The organism is Rhizobium sp. 22-785-1, assembly GCF_053521965.1.
The window spans coordinates 1-18,911 of sequence record NZ_JBNWDI010000008.1 but is presented as its reverse complement, the minus strand read 5'-3'; the positions used below and the strand labels follow the sequence as shown (position 1 = coordinate 18,911).

Sequence of the window (18,911 nt, the reverse complement as noted above, 5' to 3'; positions counted from 1 at the left end):
ACTCAGGAAAGCGAAGACGTGACGCGAATATCGCCGACATGGATGCCGTTCCAGTTCTTCAAGGAGCGGTTCGCCATAGCATCGAGTGCCGCTCGTTCGGCACTATCGCTCTCAAAGTAGCGTGCCAGAAGAGACGCAATCATAGCTTCTGCCGCGCGCGTCGTTCCGTCTTCGCATTTGACCGCGATCGCCAATCCTTTTTCCGGAACAATACCGACAAAGACGCCTTCCGCGCCGGTCTTGGCGAAAATCTTACCCGGCGAGATTTCCATCAGCTTCGTGCAGGTTCTGCCCGTACCCGCCACATAAAAAGGTTCTGCCATGCAGGCCTCGATCAGACGGCGCGAGGCTTGAGCGCGTATCGGTTCAAGTCCGCGTCCCGTCGCCATCTTTGCAAAACCATGCGCCAGCGCCTTGAGCGGCACGGCATAGGCTGGGATCGAACAGCCGTCTACTCCGCAGCTGTCTTCGGCAATCGCCGTCCCGGTCAGGCTTTCCATCGCTGCGCGGATTTCCCGCTGCAATGGGTGGTCGCCATGAACGTAGCCACGGGTCTCGATCAGATTATGACTGCAAGCACAGATGAAGCCGGAATGTTTGCCGGAGCAGTTGTTATGCAGTGCTGTCGGCTTTTGCATGCGGCGAGCCTGCGCAATCAGCGCCTTCTGGTCGAGCGACCAATGTGCGCCGCATTCCAGGTCATCGACATCCTTGCCCGCCCTCGTCAGCATGGAGGCGGCAAGGTCCACATGCGCTTCCTCACCTGAATGCGAAGCACTGGACAGCGCCAGTTCGCGATTGCCGAAGCCGTAAGCATCCGCCGCGCCGCTTTCTACCATGAACAACGCCTGCATGGCCTTGCAGGCTGAGCGTGGAAAGACAGGGCGCTCGACCTCGCCTGCGGAAAAGACGATTTTGCCGTCCCCATCCACAACGACCGCCATGCCTCGATGACGGCTTTCGACGATGTTGCCGCGGGTTACTTCGACAGTCACGGGGTTGTGCATGATGCTGGCCTCAAAAAATTCGAAATGCGATCTCTATCTAACCAGATCGGTCACATGTTGCACGGGGCTCTCCATTGAAATTTGCCAAACGCTTTCTGGCTGCCGTCTTTTTCATCTATCTGCTGCCTGCGCTCGCTTCTGCGGGATTATGGGCAATGAAGGATCACCCGACCGGTTATCGCAATGCGCGCTGGTCTTCCGCCGGCATTCTGCCCGAAGCGGCTCTGGACAAGCCAGCCGCAATCTATGTCTATTCCGCCATGACGGGTGGCTTCAAAGGATCAATCGCCAGCCATGCGTGGATCGTGATGAAGCCGGAAGGCGCTTCGACCTATGAGCGTTACGACAAGGTGGGTTGGGGGTCGCCTATTCGTCGCAACGCCTATGCCCCTGATGCTTATTGGTATTCCAACACGCCGAGGAAAGTCCTGGAACTTCATGGCGAGAATGCGCAGAGACTAATTCCGAAAATCCAGAAGGCGATTGCGGACTATCCTTATAGCAAGGCTGGTGGCTATCGTATTTATCCCGGTCCCAATTCGAATACCTTCATCGCGCATGTGCTGCGCAGTGTTCCGGAACTCGGCGTGGTGCTGCCGCCGGACGCGGTCGGTCGGGACTACCTGCCGAATGGCGAGTTCTTTCATATTGCCGATGACTGGAAGGATATGAGCGTCTCGCTGGGTGGGCTTTTCGGATTGTCCGCCGGTGTGCGCAGTGGCTTCGAGGTCAATTTTCTTGGGCTCGTCGCCGGGATCGACATTCAAAATCCCGGCATCAAAATCCCGGGCCTTGGCTACTTCGGCGTCAACTCGTTCAAACCGGCACCGGAGCGCAAGCCCGAAGCCGCATGAGCGTCACCCTCGTGATGCTCGGCTTCACTTGCGCGCCTTGCTCTTATGCCCTGGGCAATGAAGACGCGTGACAGACCGTGATAGAGCGGCTCGGGCGAAATCATGCGTGAGGTCAGGTAGCCCAGCATAGACGCGGCCATGATAGCGATGACGCCATCATGATTTCCTGTCATCTCCAGGATGATGACAAAGGCCGTCATTGGTGCCTGAACGACACCGGCGAAATAGCCAGCCATGCCGAGGATGGCACCGAGCGCGATACTGCTGCCAAGAAGCGAAGATACCGTGCTGCCGAAACCCGCGCCGACGGACAGCGACGGCGCGAAGATACCGCCTGGGATACCCGATAGCATGGCGAGGAATGTCGTCATTAGCTTTTCGACGAAGAACAACAACGGCGCCGCCTGACCCTCAACCGCCGCTCTTGCCTGTTCATAGCCGGTTCCGAAGGTGGCGCCACCGCTCAGAACGCCAATGACAGCCGAGGCTAGGCCGCACACGCCGGCAACGATCAGCATGCGCTTCAATGGAACCGTATGAGCCCAGCGGCGGATACGTTGCGAGGCGCGAAGCGCGCCAGCGCTGAAAATAGCGCCCAGAAAGCCGCCGCCGATGCCGCAGAGCAGAACGAGGCTCCAGTCCTTGCCCGTCTGCATCAACACCGTGCTGGTGCCGAAATAGGTATAGCTGCCGACTAGACCGAGAGAGGCGAGACCGGAGAGAATGACCGCGGTCAATACCAAGCCATTGGCCCTCGACTGGTAGGACCGGCTCATCTCCTCGATGGCAAAGACGATACCGGCAAGCGGCGTGTTGAAAGCAGCGGCGATACCTGCTGCCGATCCAGCGAGAATGAGGCCCCTCGCCTGCGCCATGCCACCCACGCGCGCCGCCAGGAGCATGATCGACGCACCGACCTGTACCGTCGGCCCTTCCCGGCCAATCGATGCACCGGACATCAGACCGACGACAGTGAGGGCGATCTTTCCAACGGCAAGCTTGATCGACAACAAACGAGACCGGTCTTCATCATGATGAAAATGGCGCGCAGCAATGGCTTGAGGAATGCCGCTTCCGCCGGAATTTGGAAACACCACCATGGCCAGCCACGCGCAGATGACAAAGCCAAGCGGCGTGATGACGAGCGGCAGGAGAAAGGCCCACTCGCCCGACGATGTCGTGGCGGCAAACATATGCTGCGCCCAGTCGGCGGCCTTTGCAAAGCCAACGCTGATCAGCCCCACCGCAATGGCTCCAAGCCAGAAAACGGCCCGAGGCTTCCAGATGCGCCATGAACCCCACATAACGCGGGATCGGCGTACCATTTTCATTTTCTTATAAGTGTCTGGCATGGCAAATTTCTGCATTTCAAAAGCTTGGTTTCTTATCGGTCCCGAAGGCCTCGATTGCAACCATGTCTTTGACAAATGCCATGCAAAGGCATTTTACGGCCCGCTCTCGATCATACGGAGACGGTTCCGCCTTGAGTAGGAACTGGCCTCATGGCCCCTCTTATCGATCGCTTACCTCGGCGCGTGGATTGACCCAGGGCTCCTGGTTGGAGCGCGGCAGTGGTTGCCTTCCCAGAATGTGGTCTGCGGCTTTTTCTCCCGTCATGATCGACGGTGCATTGAGGTTGCCATAGGTCACATGCGGAAAAATGGAGCTATCGGCCACGCGCAGTCCATCGATCCCGATGACGCGACACTCCGGATCTACAACGGATAACGGATCGTCCTTGGCACCCATGCGGCAGGTGCCACAGGGATGGTAGGCACTTTCCAGATGTTCGCGAAGGAACGCATCGATCTCCACATCCGACTGGACCTTTTCGCCCGGCTGGATTTCCGGGCCGCGAAATTCGTCAAACGCCTTCTGGCTGAAGATCTCACGGGTGAGACGCACGCAACGGCGGAACTTTTCCCAGTCTTCGGCTTCACTCATATAGTTGAAGCGGATCACCGGGTCGTCCTTCGGATCGGAAGAGCGAAGCGTAACTTTGCCGCGCGACTTCGACAGGTTGTAGCCCACATGCACCTGGAAACCGTGGCTCTTCGCCGCCGCCTTGCCATCATAGGAGATGGCAACGGGCAGAAAGTGGAACTGGATATCGGGCTGCTTCAATCCGGGTGCCGAGCGCAGGAAGGCGCAAGCTTCGAACTGGTTGGAGGCACCAAGTCCGCCCTTGGTCATAAGCCACTGCGCACCCGCCACACCCTGCCAAAACCAGGGCAGCCACGAGTAGAGCGATACGGGCTTGGTGGAGACCTGCTGGAAATAAAACTCCATGTGGTCCTGAAGATTGGCGCCGACGCCAGGGCGATCCACTTTTACGTCGATGCCCATATCCTGGAGATGCTGTGCCGGACCGATGCCCGACAGCATCAGCAGTTTTGGAGAATTGAAGGACGAGGCGGAGATGATAACCTCACGATTGGCCTTGATCGTCTCGACCACGCCTTTTCGTTCGATCTCGACGCCTGTTGCACGACCGTTTTCGATCACGATCTTTCGGGCGAAGCCATGCACCAGCGTGACATTGCCGCGCTTGAGAGCGGGTCTGAGATAAGCGTTGGCGGCGGACCAGCGACGACCATCATGGATCGTCTGCTCCATCAGGCCGAAACCCTCCTGCTTGGAGCCGTTATAATCGTTCGTTAGCTCAAACCCGGCCTGGGCACCCGCTTGGATGAAGGCATGAAACAGCGGGTTCTTGACCGGACCGCGCTGAACATGAAGAGGCCCATCCGTGCCGCGCCAACCTGCCTCGCCGCCATGGCTATGCTCCATGCGCTTGAAGTATGGTAGAACATCCGCATAGGCCCAGCCCTGTGCTCCGAGTTCCTCCCAGCGGTTGAAGTCTTCGGCATGGCCACGAACATATACCAGACCATTGATAGAAGACGATCCGCCGATGACCTTGCCGCGTGGAGCGGTGATGCGGCGGTTGTTAAGATTGGGCTCAGGCTCGGAGAGATAGCCCCAATTGTAGCGCTTCATGCTCATCGGCCATGCAAGTGCTGCCGGCATCTGGATGAAAGGACCGAAATCCGATCCGCCAGCCTCGATGACGATGACAGAATACTTACCGTCTTCCGATAGACGATAGGCCATGGCTGAGCCTGCGGATCCGGAACCTACAATGACGAAATCTGCCTGCTGCATCTGTTATCTCTCTTGGTGGCGATACCCTGCTTAAAAAGCGCGGGCTAACGGGACCGATTGGTCACTCCCCTGCTAAGGGAGTATCTGATCAATACGGAGCTTCGACTTTGCCGGTCGATACGTAGACCGTCTTCAACTCGCTATAATGATTGAGGGCTGCCGCCGAGTTTTCTCGACCAAAGCCGGATTGCTTGGAGCCGCCGAACGGCATTTCGACCGGGCACAGATTATAGGTGTTGATCCAGAGAGTTCCGGCTTCTAGCTGATCGACGACGCGATGCGCGCGTGACAGATCCGCAGTGAAAACGCCGCCTGCCAGGCCGAACTCCGTGGCATTGGCACGCGCGATGACCTCGTCCTCGTCATCGAAATCCAGCACGCACATCACCGGTCCGAAAATTTCCTCGCGGGCAATCGTCATGCCGTCCTTAACATCGGCAAAGACCGTGGGCTGGACGTAGAAGCCTTGGCCGGACACATTGTTGGGGATGCCGCCGCCGGTGACGAGTGTTGCGCCTTCCGCCTTGCCCTTTTCCATATAGGCCAGCACCTTTTCCTGCTGCGCTTTGGAGACGAGCGGGCCGATCTGGGTGGCCCCATTCATCGGGTCTCCGATGACCATGGCGTCGGTGCGGCTTTTCAGATTGTCCAGGAAGCGCTGCTTTGCGCCGCGCTGAACGAAGACGCGCGTCCCATTGGAGCAAACCTGGCCCGAAGAGTAGAAATTGCCAAGCATCGCGCCGCCGACTGCACTTTCGATGTCGGCGTCATCAAAAACGATGAGCGGCGACTTACCGCCGAGTTCCATCGTCACATGCTTCAAGTGCCCCGCAGCGGCCGCGGCAACCTTGCGGCCCGTCGGCACCGATCCGGTCAGCGATACCTTGGCGACATCTGGATGGTTGACGAGCAAAGGACCGGTATAGCGGTCGCCCTGGATGACGTTGAAGATGCCTTTCGGCAGTCCCGCCTCGATGAGGATTTCAGCAATCTTCAACGCACCGAGCGGTGTATTTTCAGACGGCTTGAACACCATGGCATTGCCCGCAACAAGCGCGGGAGCAGCCTTCCAGCACGCAATCTGTTGCGGATAGTTCCAGGCACCGATCCCAACGCAGACACCCAGGGGAACACGCTTGGTATAGGCAAAATCGCCGCCGAGCGGGATGTAGTCGCCGTTCAAAGCGGATGGGGCTATACCGGCGAAGAATTCAAATGAATCCGCGCCGGACGTCGGGTCGGCGACGATGGTTTCCTGGATTGGTTTGCCCGTGTCGAGTGTTTCCAGTTCGGAAAGCGCCCGGTTGCGCTCGCGCATGATGTCAGCGGCGCGGCGCAGAATACGTCCGCGCGCCGTCGGGCTCATCGCCGCCCATTCTTTCTGCGCGCGCTTGGCCGAAGCGATCGCTCTCTCAACGATGGCAGGCGTTGCCGCGTGAAGGCGTGCGATGACTTCGCCGGTGGCCGGATAGATGCTTTCGATCAGCGTACCGCTCTCGTCTTCAACATAGTCGCCATCGATGAAATGCGAGGCTTTGGGTTGGGCTTTCAAAGTCATGATCATGTCCTCAAAGATGTCGGGTGGACGTCTTGTTGTCTGAAAAGCGTTTCAACTGCATGTCGAAATAATCTTCGACCAGGGCTGGCGCTGCGGAGATTCCCAACGGTGCCGCTTGCAGGCTGTGGCGAATATAGAGCCCGTCAATGAGGGCTGCGGCCCCTTCCGCGATCCGCGCCGCATCGTCCGGTGGGCAAAGGCGGGAAAGACTGTACATGATGTTCGAGCGAAGGCGCTTGGCATAGAGGACAAGAAGCCTGCGGGTTTCTTCGGAACGTTGCGCCTCCACATAAAAGGCGAGCCATGCGGCAACGGTTTCCTGGGTGAACTGATCGCTTTGAAACGAGACGCGCACGATGGCGCTCAGACGCTCGCGCGGTCCGGAGGCACGCATCAGGGCCGCGACTGCATCGCGTCTCAGATCGCGCAGCAGGCTGCGGATCGTTTCCAGCAAGAGCTGTTGCTTGCTGCCGAAATAATGGTGCGCAAGCGCGGCGGATACGCCCGCTTCCCGAGCGATGTCCGACATCGTCACATTCAGCGAACCATGGTGACCTATAGTGCGAAGAGCTGCATCGACCAGCGCCTTTCGCCGCAGCGGCTCCATTCCAACCTTAGGCATCAGCGATCTCCTTTGGTGATCTGTTTATTATTGATTGATCAGTCAATCAATAATAAATTCGAGGTCTCGGTGTTCTTTGCGCCATGTCAAGGCGAGCATGCGCTTTGGCTTTAAGATTGCGGTGAAGGTGGCAGACCAGACAGGCCCCGTAAGGCCGTCATTCGTTACGCAAATGATGCCTCGTTTGGAACCGATGCAGGTGCCTTGCGTTTATAACGACCGCCACTATGCGACTTACAGATCGACTTTGCCTCGATCGCCTCAGCATGGAGGCTTATACGGTTGACGGAAAAATCCGCAGCTTGGTAATCGGGAGGACCACTATGCCAGTATTGACCGTATCGATCTCTCCGGAACAGGCTGACCAACTCCACGAAGCAGTGGCATCCGGTGCCTATGCATCCAGCAGCGAAGTCGTACGCGCGGCTCTGAAGCTCTGGGGGGATACGCACCAAAGAGAACGGCGGGGGATTGCCACCGCGGCTAGAATGGATGGTGAAAGCGTCAATGTGGCAGAGCTTTACGCTTTCCACAACACTCAGAGGCGTTAAAGCCCAGCGCACCCATTTGGACATATTAATAATGCCCCGGACATGCGGCATACGACCGATTGCTTAAGCTGTCATCGAAGTTTCACATCACGTAAAGTTTTCATTGAGGAGTTGTCTCCACAATCCCGCCAAAAAGACGATCCGGCGAAGCCGTAAACGGATCCGAAATGGTGGAGAAGCAAGTGATGTCGAGCAGTGCCGAGCAGAATGTCGTCAGACGGTTTGCCAGCGGTCAGATGATTTCAATGGCCAAGCTCGTTCTCGAGTGTGCCTTCCAGCCCATAGTTGAGACGACGACTGGGTCAGTATTCGGATATGAATCTCTGATGCGCGGTCATGAGCGCATCGGTTTTGCCAACCCGATCGAGCTGCTGGATCATGTGGAAGCCGAGGGACAACTCGTCGAGCTGGAAAAGATGATCGCCAGCCGAGCGCTTGCGAAATTTTCCACTCTTCCGGACTGCTCCTCTGCCACATTGTTTCTCAACCTGGACGTACGCCTGATCCGTCATGGCGACATCATTCTGGACAAGCTTCTGGAACAGCTGACGCAGGCCAAAATCCCTCCCTCTTCCATTTGCTTCGAGCTTTCAGAACGCTTCGACAATACCAGCGTCCCAGAGTTCGGCGCGCTTATCAACCGTATGCGCAAGGAAGGCTTCAAGCTGGCCATCGATGATTTCGGTGTTGGCCATGGCGAAATGAAATTGCTTTGCGATTTCGATGTCGATTACCTGAAGATCGATCGTTACTTCATTCAGGACGTTGAGCGAAATCCGCGCAAACGGCACATGGTCAAGAACATCGTCAATATTGCCCATGTGCTAGGCGTGCGCGTCATTGCGGAAGGCATCGAGACGGAAGGAGAATTCCTGACGTGCCGTGAAATGGGTGTGGACCTCATCCAGGGTTGGTTCGTGTCCCGCCCGACCACTTTCGTCAAAGAGTTGCATGGCTCGTTTCCCCATCTCCAACAACTGGGCGACACTCGCCGCAATCGTCAGACGCTGGATGAAATCCTGATCCGCCGCCAGATCGAACATCTTCCCACAGTTTATGAAAACGACAGTATAGACAGCGTATTCGAATTGTTCCGGCGCAACCCGGAGCAGGCCTTCTTCCCGGTTCTGAATGCCAATGGCGAGCCGCGCGGTGTGATCAACGAATACCATTTGAAGGAATACATCTATCAGCCCTTCGGCCGCGACCTGTTGAAGAACAAGGTCTATGAGAGAACCATATCGCACTTCGTTGATCGGGCGCCGATCGTCGGGCTGGATGCAGATGCGGATCGGCTGATGAATATCTTCGCCAATATGGGCGGCAGCGCCTGTGTGATCCTCACCGAAAACATGCGCTATGTCGGTGTCGTCTCCGCCGCATCGCTGATCAAGGTCATCAACGAAAAGCAGTTGAAGCTGGCGCAGGAGCAAAACCCGTTGACAGCACTTCCGGGGAACCGGGCGATCAGCGGCTTCATCGAGGAATCCTGCCGCGATAGCGACGAGGATCGCTTCTTCTGCTACTGCGATTTCGATAATTTCAAGCCGTTCAACGACAAGTATGGCTTCCACGTCGGCGACCACGCCATCAGCCTGTTCTCGGCGCTGATGAAGCGCTACTTCTTCTCCGGCGACTGCTTCCTTGGCCATATCGGCGGCGACGATTTCTTCATCGGCGTTCGTGACTGGACGACGGATGAGGTAACGGAAATTCTTGAGCGGTTGCTCGGCGACTTCCATGACGATGTCATCGCCCTTTATTCGGAAGAAGACCGGCTGGCAGGACAGATCAAGGGTTTCGACCGCTTTGGCAATGAGAGGGAATTTGCCCTTCTACGTTGCTCGATTGGCGTCGTTCAACTTCCCAAGGGCATGTTGATCGGCAACCCGGACGGAATTGGCGCGGAGATTGCCAATATCAAGAAAGCCGCCAAGAAGAGCGAAACCGGACTCGTCATCCACAGTCATGGTGAGATGAAATGACTGGAGCGGCATTACGTCTCCTTTTTTAATCCGCATAAGTGACCTAAGTCTAGCTGACAGTAGCAAGCTTTGAGGAGGCCACCCGTGTCACTGCCATCCACCATGCGTTTTGTCGATCTGCCCAACTTTGGCGGCCCCGAGGTCATGACGTTCTCGAATGGGCCTCTGCCCTCACCCAAAGCTGGAGAACTGCTGGTGAAGGTGCAGGCTGCCGGCATAAACCGGCCGGATGTGGCGCAGCGTCAGGGCAATTACCCCGCACCAAAAGACGCAAGCCCGGTTCTCGGCCTTGAGGTCGCTGGAGAAGTCGTTGCACTTGGTGAAAGCGTCAGTGATTTCCAGATTGGCGACCGGGTCAGCGCACTTGCCAATGGCGGCGGCTACGCCGAATATTGCGTGGTCCCAGCGGGCCAGGCCCTGCCGTTCCCGGCGGGTTATGATGCGGTCAAAGCCGCGGCCGTGCCGGAAACATTCTTTACCGTATGGGCCAATCTCTTCCAGATGGCTGGCTTGACCGAAGGCGAGAGTGTCCTCATCCACGGTGGCAGCAGCGGCATCGGCACGACGGCGATCCAGCTGGCCAAGGCTTTCGGTGCCGAGGTCTATACGACCGCTGGCTCCAGGGAAAAATGCGCCGCCTGCGAGAACCTCGGTGCAAAGCGGGCGATCAACTACCGTGAGGAAGATTTCGCCGCCGTCATCAAGGAAGCGACCGGCGGTAAGGGCGTGGATGTCATTCTCGACATGATCGGCGCATCCTATTTCGAAAAAAACATCGCCTCACTTGCGAAGGATGGCTGCCTGTCGATGATCGCATTCCTCGGCGGCACCGTCGCCGAAAAGGTGGATCTGCGCCCCATCATGGTCAAGCGCCTTACCGTGACAGGCTCGACCATGCGCCCGCGCACCGGCGACGAGAAGCGCGCCATTCGTGACGAGCTCGTCGAGCAGGTCTGGCCACTGCTGGAAAGCGGTAAAGTGGCACCTGTCATTCATGACGTGATCGATTTCGATCAGGTTGCGGAAGGCCACCGACTGATGGAAAGCAGCGGCCACATCGGCAAGATCGTGATGCGAGTTAGTCAGTGATATCAGCTGCTTGGCGTCAGCGTCAGCGAAGCCCGCGGCTTTTCTGACGTGACACTGCCGTTCATCGGCGATGGCGCCTTGTTCGGATTAAAACATCGATATAAGGGCAACCCCTTGCAATCAGCGCGAATCGGATTACCTTCATACTATGTTCAACGTAGAGAAAGGAAGGTGATCCAATGTCTAGTGAGATTTCGGTCTTCGTAGCAGGCAATGGAAAGGATTTGATTTTGACGAGGCAGCCCTCGGCCTGATCCGCCTTCCCTTCGAAGCGTTGCGAAACGTTTCGGGTCTGAAACAAGGACCAAACTCATGGAAGGGCCGCTCAAAGCGGCCCTTTTCCGTTTCTGCCTGTTACTTCCTAAAAACTTGCCAACGTGTCGGACGAAAGCGCACGTCGTTGCCAACCGACACGGATGCATCGAGCGGCACCTCGATTTCCAGATGATAGGGCTCGTGGCCATTATTGGCGATGTCGATTTCGGCGATGCGCGTCCCTGCCAGCCGGCGACAGGTCGTCACCTTGCCGTAGAGCGCTTCGCGTTCGTCCGTCAGCGCCACATCCTCCGGGCGGAAGAACAGGTAGCCCTCGCCCTGTCCAGTCTCGGCAATGCCGATGCCCTCTCCCTGAAACAGGATATTTCCGTCCTGAATTTTCACCGGAAGACTGGAGGATTCGCCAATGAAGGAGAACACGAAGGGGGAATTCGGCGTATCGTAAACATCATCCGCCGTACCGACCTGCTCGATCTTGCCCTGGCTCATCACCACCACACGGTCTGCCAGTTCCAATGCCTCTTCCTGGTCATGGGTGACGAAGATGGTGGTATGACCGGTGCGGTCGTGAAACTCGCGCAGCCAACGGCGCAATTCCTTGCGGACTTTGGCATCCAAAGCGCCGAAAGGTTCATCCAGCAGAAGAACCCGCGGTTCGATGGCAACGGCGCGCGCCAGCGCCACACGCTGACGCTGTCCGCCGGATAGTTGGTTGGGATAGCGCTTTTCCAGGCCGGAAAGATGCACCATGTCCAGCAGTTCCGAGACGCGTTTGCGAATTTCCGCCTTGGGCGGCCGTGTCGCAGACGGTCGCACCTTCAGACCGAAAGCAATATTTTCCGCCACCGTCATGTGACGAAACAGAGCATAATGCTGGAAAACGAAGCCGACATTGCGCTCCTGAACGGAGCGATGCGAAGCATCTTCATCGCCAAAAAAAATCTGTCCTCTAGTCGGCTGCTCCAACCCTGCGATCAGACGCAGAAGCGTCGTCTTGCCCGAGCCGGAGGGTCCAAGCAGCGCAATCAACTCGCCGGAGCGGATGTTGAGCGACACGTCATTCAACGCCGGGAAGCGGTCGAACTGCTTGGTGATACCGGAAACTTTCACTTCCATGGATATGCCCTTCAATGCTTGCCGGCAGCGTTGCCCGCGCCAAAGCGTATTTCGAGAATGGTTTTGAGAACAAGCGTGACGAGCGCAAGCCCTGCCAGCAGCGTGGCAACGGCGAAAGCAGCACCGATATTGTACTCGTTATAAAGAATCTCGACATGGAGCGGCATGGTGTTGGTCTCTCCACGAATGTGGCCTGACACGACCGATACGGCTCCGAATTCCCCCATGGCGCGGGCGTTGCAGAGAAGCACGCCATACAGCAGACCCCATTTGATGTTGGGCAGCGTCACATACCAGAAGGTTTGCCAGCCCGACGCGCCAAGTGAAATGGCCGCCTCCTCATCGCCGGTCCCTTGATCCTGCATCAGCGGGATCAGTTCGCGGGCGACGAAGGGAAAGGTGACGAAGATCGTGGCGAGCACGATGCCAGGTACGGCAAACAGAATTTCAATGCCGTAGCTCTTCAGCCACGGCCCCAGCACGCTGTGTGAGGAAAACAGGATCACATAGACCAGGCCGGAAATGACCGGCGAGATGGAAAATGGCAGATCGATGAGCGTGATGAGAAACGCCTTAGCCTTGAACTCAAACTTGGCGACGGCCCAGGCAGCAGCAACCCCGAAGATGAGGTTGAGCGGCACGGAAATGGCAGCCACGAGAAGGGTGAGACGAATGGCCGAGAGTGCGTCCGGCTCGACGATCGCTTCCCAGAACGCGCCCGTGCCTTTGCGGAAGGCTTCGAAGAAGACCGCCACCAGAGGCATGACGAGGAAGAGCGCGAGAAACAGAAAGGCAACGAGAAAAAGCGAAATCTTGGCGGGCAGACCCTCGCTTGCGGGGTCTCGGAACGGCTTTGAAGAAACGGACTGCGCTGTGTCAGGCATAACCGTACCTCTTGCGGCTCCAGGCCTGAATGAGATTGATGACGAAAAGCATGGCGAAGGAAATGATCAGCATGATTGTGGCGATACCGGTTGCGCCCGCATAGTTGAACTCCTCAAGCCTGATGACGATGAGAAGCGGCGCAATCTCCGAAACATAAGGGATATTGCCGGCAATGAAGATGACGGAGCCATATTCACCGACGCCACGGGCAAAAGCGAGCGCAAAGCCTGTGAGAATTGCCGGCACTAGACCCGGCAGAAGTATGCGCGTGATCGTCTGGAAACGGTTGGCCCCGAGTGTAGCCGCAACCTCCTCAACCTGCCGGTCGATTTCTTCCATGACCGGCTGCACCGTGCGTACGACGAAGGGTAGCCCGATGAAGATCAGCGCAATGACGATGCCGAGCGGCGTAAAGGCGATTTTGATACCGAGCGGTTCGAACAGCGAGCCGATCCAACCTCGATTGGAATAAAGTGTCGTCAGCGAGATGCCTGCCACCGCAGTCGGCAGAGCGAAGGGTAGATCCACGATCGCATCGATAAAACGCCGACCGGGAAAGCGATAGCGGACCAGCACCCAAGCGATGATGACGCCGAAAAAGGCATTGACCAAGGCTGCCAGGAACGCCGTGCCAAAGCTGATGCGTAGCGCATTCAAGGTTCTGCTGTCGGTCGCAATGGCGAGAAACTCGGCGAAACCGAGATGGGCGGTGGACCAGATGAGGCCACCAAGGGGAATCAGAATAATGAGAAAGAGATAGGTAATCGTGTAGCCGAGCGTCAGGCCGAAGCCTGGCAAGACGCTGGACTGCCGCCACTTCCATCCGCTTTGCGACGGGGTGTTGCTCATCGAGGCTCCGGGTAAACTAGTGGCTCAACAAGCCATCATATGCGCCATCGACCGGCCGTGAAGCCAGTCGATCTGTCCTGCTCCTCGCTGGGCAGACACAAGGCCTGCCCGGGCGGTTCGCTATATCATCCACTTACTTTCCGGGCTTGTAAATCTGGTCGAAGATTCCGCCATCACCGAAATGTTCCGGCTGCGCCTTTGCCCATCCGCCGAAGATCGGATCATCGATGGTGACGAGCTTGATATCCGGCAGCTGCTTCAGGAGATCCTTGGAGACCACAGACGGATTGCTCGGACGATAGAAGTGCTTGGCCGCAATATTCTGCCCTTCGTCGGAGTAGAGGTATTGCAGATAGGCCTCCGCCACCTTGCGCGTACCCTTGGCATCGACATTGGCGTCGACCACGGCAACAGGCGGTTCCGCCAGGATCGAGATCGGTGGAACGACGATGTCGAAGGAATCTTCGCCAAATTCCTGACCGGCAAGATAGGCCTCGTTTTCCCAGGCGAGCAGAACGTCACCGATCTGGCGCTGGGCAAAGGTTACCGTCGAGCCACGCGCACCGGTATCGAGGACTGGGGCGCGCTTGTAGAGCTCGCCGACATAGGCCTTGATCTTGTCCTGATCGCCCTTGAACTCTTCATTCGCCCAAGCCCAGGCTGCGAGATAGTTCCAGCGCGCGCCGCCGGAGGTCTTGGGATTCGGCGTTACGATCTGGACGTCGCCCTTTACGAGATCGCCCCAGTTATGGATGCCCTTGGGGTTGCCCTTGCGGACAAGGAAAACGATGGTGGATGTGTAGGGCGAGGAGTTATGGGGTAGGCGCGCGCGCCAGTCCGTATTGATCTTGCCACTGTTCTTGACAATGGCGTCAATATCGCTCTGCAGCGCGAGCGTGACCACATCGGCCTCGAGTCCGTCGATGACGGAACGGGCCTGTTTGCCAGAGCCGCCGTGCGACTGCTGGATCGTGACGTCTTCACCCGTATCGGCTTTCCACTTTTTGGCAAAAGCCTCATTGAAATCCTTGTAAAGCTCTCTTGTCGGATCATAGGACACGTTGAGGAGCTTGGTCTGGGCGGAAACCGGTCCTACAGCACCCAATGTGACTGACAGGCCAAGCGCGATTGCGCCAAGGCTGGAAAGAAATTTCGACATCACTACCCTCCTGGATGCGTACGGGCTCACACTAGCGTTTGAGATTGTGTGGTCAATCAGCTGCGATTTATTCGCAAAAGTGTTTCCCTGCCGCATGCTCCGGCAATATGAAAAACGCCGCGAACGGAAAGAATGATGAAACAAGTAATGCGCGGAATTCCCTAGATGCGCAAAACCAGTTCGCGATTTTGCTGCATTTCGCCCCATAAAGTGAGAAAAAATCGCTTCGCTGGAATGGCATTTCCGATTTTTTGCAGCAGCCCACCAATTATATATCAGCCAGCATCACGCGACGCCGGAAAAGAATTCTATAAAAATTACAGAAAATATCGCAATTCTCTTGCAATTGGTTGCGAACAACGTTTTATTGGGATCAGCGGACTAGGAACAGATTCAATATATTGGGACTCTTTTGCGCGTAACTCTGCTGCAAGAGAGATATTTGCTCGTTAGCGCCTGAGAGAAGCACGGGCATTTCTGTAAAAGATGGCGTTTTTCGAAGATTATCGGGACAGTAAAGTTTCGGAATCGAGAAATGACGATAAACACGCCTCCGCAGCCCATACCCCAGCACGATATCACTTCGCTCGATGAAACGTTGAAGCATCTTTCTCTTGTCGAGAGGCTGGCCTTTGTCGCGGGGCTTGGGTCGCGGACTGTGTTCACGACGAGCCTCGGCATCGAAGACCAAGTCATCACAGCCGCAATCGGCACGCATCGCCTTCCTATCGAAGTGGCGACGCTTGAGACAGGTCGCCTGTTTGCAGAGACGGTTCGATTGATCGATGAGACGGAAGACCGCTACGGTCTGACGATCACGCGTTTTCATCCAGAGCCGAATGATGTCAGCGCTTATGCTGAAAAATATGGCTTGAACGGCTTTTATGAGAGTGTCGAGGCGCGCCACGCTTGCTGTCATGTCCGCAAGTTGATCCCGCTCGGCAAGGCACTCAAAGGCGCCGGCTTCTGGATAACCGGCCTTCGCCGAGGCCAGTCCGGCAACCGCGCTGCCACTCCTTTCGCCGAGTTCGATTCCGATCGCAATCTCATCAAGATCAATCCGCTGGCGGACTGGGACATCGAAACAATCAAGGCACATGTCGCGGCGGAAAACATTCCTGTGAACCCCCTCCACGAGCGTGGCTACCCTTCCATCGGCTGCGAGCCCTGTACCCGCGCCATCAAGCCCGGCGAGCCAGAGCGCGCCGGTCGCTGGTGGTGGGAAAATGACGAGAAGCGCGAATGCGGCCTTCATGTTGCCGAAGCCACGCAAGCCTCGCCAATCCCCGCCTCACGCCATTAACATTTCAATCAGTACATTGCCGGAGTTTTAAAATGTCCAATGCAGTTCCGGAAACGGAAGGCACCAGCGTCAGCACACCCAAGCAGCCGCTCGACCCCCACTTGAAAGCCCTCGAAAACGAAGCCATCCACATTTTCCGTGAAGTTGCCGCCGAGTTCGAGAGTCCCGTGATGCTCTACTCCATCGGCAAGGATTCGTCCGTGCTTCTGCACCTGGCGCGCAAGGCATTCTTTCCAGGCCGCATCCCCTTCCCGCTTCTGCACGTCAACACCGGATGGAAGTTCAAGGAAATGATCGAGTTCCGCGACAATATCGTCAAGGAATATGATCTCGATCTGATCTCGCATACCAACCCGCGTGGAGCGGCGGAAAACGTGACGCCTTTCACCCATGGATCGGCGCTCTACACCGATATCATGAAGACCGAAGCGCTGCGCCAGGCGCTCGATGCCGGCAAGTTCGATGCCGCCTTTGGCGGTGCGCGTCGCGACGAGGAGGCCAGCCGCGCCAAGGAACGCATCTATTCCTTCCGCACGCCCGATCACAAATGGGACCCGCGCAACCAACGCCCGGAACTTTGGAACATCTATAATGGCATGGTGCGTCAAGGAGAAAGCGTGCGCGCCTTCCCTCTATCCAACTGGACGGAAGTCGATATCTGGCGCTACATCCAGGCAGAAAACATCCCTCTCGTTCCGCTCTACTATGCCAAGGAACGCCCCTATATCGAGCGTGACGGCATGATGATTCTTGCGGAAGACGAGCGGCTGGAACTGCAGCCAGGCGAAGAGGTGAAATATGATTCGATCCGCTTCCGCACGCTTGGCTGCTTCCCGCTAACCGGCGCGATCCATTCCGAGGCCACGACGCTGGACGAGGTTATCGCCGAGCTGGAAATTGCCACGGTCTCCGAACGGCAGGGCCGCGCCATCGATCGCGATCAGTCCGGCTCCATGGAAAAGAAAAAGCGCGAGGGTTACTTCTGATGACACAGATCTCCACGGCGCAATCCGCCACCATTTTGCCTTTCGTTGAGCCGGCAAAGACCGTCAGGGATACCCGCCCGCTTCGCCTCATTACCTGCGGCAGCGTGGATGACGGCAAATCGACCCTGATCGGTCGCCTGCTTTGGGACACAAAGGCTGTGAAGGAAGATCAGGCGGCGACACTGAAGCGCGATAGCGGCCAGCAGAATGATCTCGGCCTTCCCGATTTCGCGCTTCTGCTCGATGGCCTTCAGGCCGAGCGCGAACAGGGCATCACTATTGATGTCGCTTATCGCTATTTCGCCACCGACAAGCGCGCCTTCATCGTCGCCGATACCCCCGGTCACGAGCAATATACGCGCAACATGGCGACCGGCGCCTCGACTGCCGACCTCGCCGTGCTTCTGGTGGACGCGCGAACCGGCATTCTAGAACAGACGCGCCGTCATGCCACGATCGCCGCGCTGATGGGCATTCGTCAGTTCGTGCTCGCCGTCAACAAAATCGACCTCACCAACTACGACAAGGCCGGTTTCGAACTGATCGCGCATGACTTCAAGGAGTTTGCGTTGTCGCTTGGCATCAAGCAGATCGTCGCCATTCCGATGTCTGCGCTCAAGGGCGAGAATGTCGTGCTTTCCGGCAAGGCTTCGATGCCTTGGTATGACGGCCCAACACTTGTGGAAACACTCGAGCTCGCCACGGTCCGCTCCACACAGACTGGCGGTTTCCGTCTCCCCGTGCAGCGCGTGTCTCGTCCGGGTGAAAGTTTCCGGGGCTATCAGGGGACAGTTGCCGGTGGCGCGGTGAAGCCCGGCGATTCCGTCGTCATTCTGCCGTCCGGCGTGGTCGCCAACGTCAAGCAGATCGTTACTTTCGATCTGGTGCGTAATGCCGCTGTTGCTGGCGATGCCATCACACTGGTTCTTGATCGTCAGGTCGATGTATCGCGAGGCGATATGATCGTTTCCATCGATGCGCAGCCGCAGACGGGCCTCGCTTTCGATGCTCAGATCGTGGCATTGCAGCCCGGTGGCATCGAGCCAAACAAGCGATACTGGCTGAAAAGCGGCAGCCGCCGCCAGCGCGTCAGCGTTCAGCCCGTTACGCAGCTCGATCTTAAAAACGGTCACTGGCAGGCGCATGATGAGACACTGCCAATGAACGCGATTGGCAAGGTTCGTCTGACGTTCGACGAAACTGCGATTTTCGACCCGTATGAACATAACCGTTCGACGGGCTCCTTCATCCTGATCGATCCCGACACGAACAACACCGTTGCGGGCGGGATGATTCTCGGCAAACGCAGCGATACGGGCAAAATTTCGGATGGCGAACGCGTTATCCTCTCTCTGCCGGTAGACCTGGCGGAAGCGCTACTGGCAGGCGAATTGCTCTCCGCCCGGCGTGATGAAATCGAAATCCGCAGAACGAACGCTAAATCCGCCTCAAGACTATTGGAAGATATGGAATAAAGGAAAAAGGCGCCGGACTGTCCCGGCGCCT

At 57.1% G+C, this 18,911-nt stretch carries 16 protein-coding genes; 7 read left to right on the top strand and 9 right to left on the bottom strand.

What is annotated here, in order from left to right; all coding sequences use genetic code 11:
* Positions 1-2 precede the first annotated feature (2 nt).
* Positions 3-1,007, bottom strand: a complete 1,005-nt coding sequence (locus tag ACQZ5M_RS16090; RefSeq protein WP_449080266.1) for an asparaginase — start codon at positions 1,005-1,007, stop codon at positions 3-5.
* 74 nt (positions 1,008-1,081) lie between these two features.
* Here ACQZ5M_RS16090 and ACQZ5M_RS16085 point away from each other — a divergent pair, with 74 nt between their 5' ends.
* Positions 1,082-1,861: a DUF3750 domain-containing protein gene (locus tag ACQZ5M_RS16085; protein WP_449080265.1), complete on the top strand. Its 780-nt coding sequence runs from the start codon at positions 1,082-1,084 to the stop codon at positions 1,859-1,861.
* Here the strand turns inward: ACQZ5M_RS16085 and ACQZ5M_RS16080 are convergent.
* The 4 genes from ACQZ5M_RS16080 to betI form a co-directional block, all read right to left on the bottom strand.
* Positions 1,804-3,213, bottom strand: coding sequence for a chloride channel protein (locus ACQZ5M_RS16080; RefSeq protein ID WP_449080264.1), 1,410 nt, complete (start codon positions 3,211-3,213; stop codon positions 1,804-1,806). The two genes, ACQZ5M_RS16085 and ACQZ5M_RS16080, sit on opposite strands and share 58 nt — an antisense overlap.
* A gap of 160 nt (positions 3,214-3,373) precedes the next feature.
* Positions 3,374-5,026 (bottom strand): choline dehydrogenase, encoded by a 1,653-nt coding sequence (betA, locus tag ACQZ5M_RS16075; RefSeq protein WP_449080263.1) that lies wholly within the window; start codon positions 5,024-5,026, stop codon positions 3,374-3,376.
* Positions 5,027-5,114: 88 nt separating this feature from the next.
* Positions 5,115-6,578, bottom strand: a complete 1,464-nt coding sequence (gene betB / locus ACQZ5M_RS16070) for a betaine-aldehyde dehydrogenase (RefSeq protein ID WP_449080342.1) — start codon at positions 6,576-6,578, stop codon at positions 5,115-5,117.
* A gap of 16 nt (positions 6,579-6,594) precedes the next feature.
* Positions 6,595-7,206, bottom strand: coding sequence for a transcriptional regulator BetI (gene betI, locus ACQZ5M_RS16065; RefSeq protein ID WP_296017230.1), 612 nt, complete (start codon positions 7,204-7,206; stop codon positions 6,595-6,597).
* A gap of 323 nt (positions 7,207-7,529) precedes the next feature.
* Between betI and ACQZ5M_RS16060 the strand changes: the two genes are divergently transcribed.
* The 3 genes from ACQZ5M_RS16060 (at position 7,530) to ACQZ5M_RS16050 (ending at position 10,831) form a co-directional block, all read left to right on the top strand.
* Positions 7,530-7,757 (top strand): ribbon-helix-helix domain-containing protein, encoded by a 228-nt coding sequence (locus ACQZ5M_RS16060; protein ID WP_449080262.1) that lies wholly within the window; start codon positions 7,530-7,532, stop codon positions 7,755-7,757.
* A gap of 167 nt (positions 7,758-7,924) precedes the next feature.
* Entirely contained in the window at positions 7,925-9,742 is a 1,818-nt protein-coding gene (locus ACQZ5M_RS16055; RefSeq protein WP_449080261.1) for an EAL domain-containing protein, read from the top strand.
* Positions 9,743-9,844: 102 nt separating this feature from the next.
* Entirely contained in the window at positions 9,845-10,831 is a 987-nt protein-coding gene (locus tag ACQZ5M_RS16050; RefSeq protein WP_449080341.1) for an NAD(P)H-quinone oxidoreductase, read from the top strand.
* A 354-nt stretch (positions 10,832-11,185) separates the two neighbouring features.
* On the opposite strand, the gene ACQZ5M_RS16045 is transcribed toward ACQZ5M_RS16050, so the two are convergent.
* From ACQZ5M_RS16045 to ACQZ5M_RS16030, 4 genes are all read right to left on the bottom strand, one after another.
* The gene (locus tag ACQZ5M_RS16045) at positions 11,186-12,223 is read right to left on the bottom strand and encodes a sulfate/molybdate ABC transporter ATP-binding protein (RefSeq protein WP_449080260.1); all 1,038 of its coding nucleotides are present in this window, start codon (positions 12,221-12,223) and stop codon (positions 11,186-11,188) included.
* An 11-nt stretch (positions 12,224-12,234) separates the two neighbouring features.
* Positions 12,235-13,107: a sulfate ABC transporter permease subunit CysW gene (cysW, locus tag ACQZ5M_RS16040; RefSeq protein WP_449080259.1), complete on the bottom strand. Its 873-nt coding sequence runs from the start codon at positions 13,105-13,107 to the stop codon at positions 12,235-12,237.
* A complete protein-coding gene (gene cysT / locus ACQZ5M_RS16035; protein WP_296077558.1) occupies positions 13,100-13,957 on the bottom strand; it encodes a sulfate ABC transporter permease subunit CysT in 858 nt (285 codons plus the stop codon). The genes cysW and cysT overlap by 8 nt, the downstream gene beginning before the upstream one ends.
* 133 nt (positions 13,958-14,090) lie before the next feature.
* The gene (locus tag ACQZ5M_RS16030) at positions 14,091-15,116 is read right to left on the bottom strand and encodes a sulfate ABC transporter substrate-binding protein (protein ID WP_449080258.1); all 1,026 of its coding nucleotides are present in this window, start codon (positions 15,114-15,116) and stop codon (positions 14,091-14,093) included.
* 535 nt (positions 15,117-15,651) lie between these two features.
* On the opposite strand from ACQZ5M_RS16030, the gene ACQZ5M_RS16025 reads away from it, so the two are divergent.
* The 3 genes from ACQZ5M_RS16025 to cysN are packed head-to-tail and all read left to right on the top strand — an operon-like array spanning position 15,652 to position 18,880.
* Positions 15,652-16,419: a phosphoadenylyl-sulfate reductase gene (locus tag ACQZ5M_RS16025; RefSeq protein ID WP_449080257.1), complete on the top strand. Its 768-nt coding sequence runs from the start codon at positions 15,652-15,654 to the stop codon at positions 16,417-16,419.
* 32 nt (positions 16,420-16,451) lie between these two features.
* Positions 16,452-17,405, top strand: a complete 954-nt coding sequence (cysD, locus tag ACQZ5M_RS16020; RefSeq protein WP_449080256.1) for a sulfate adenylyltransferase subunit CysD — start codon at positions 16,452-16,454, stop codon at positions 17,403-17,405.
* Positions 17,405-18,880 (top strand): sulfate adenylyltransferase subunit CysN, encoded by a 1,476-nt coding sequence (cysN, locus tag ACQZ5M_RS16015; RefSeq protein WP_449080255.1) that lies wholly within the window; start codon positions 17,405-17,407, stop codon positions 18,878-18,880. The genes cysD and cysN overlap by 1 nt, the downstream gene beginning before the upstream one ends.
* The last annotated feature ends 31 nt before the right edge of the window (positions 18,881-18,911 follow it).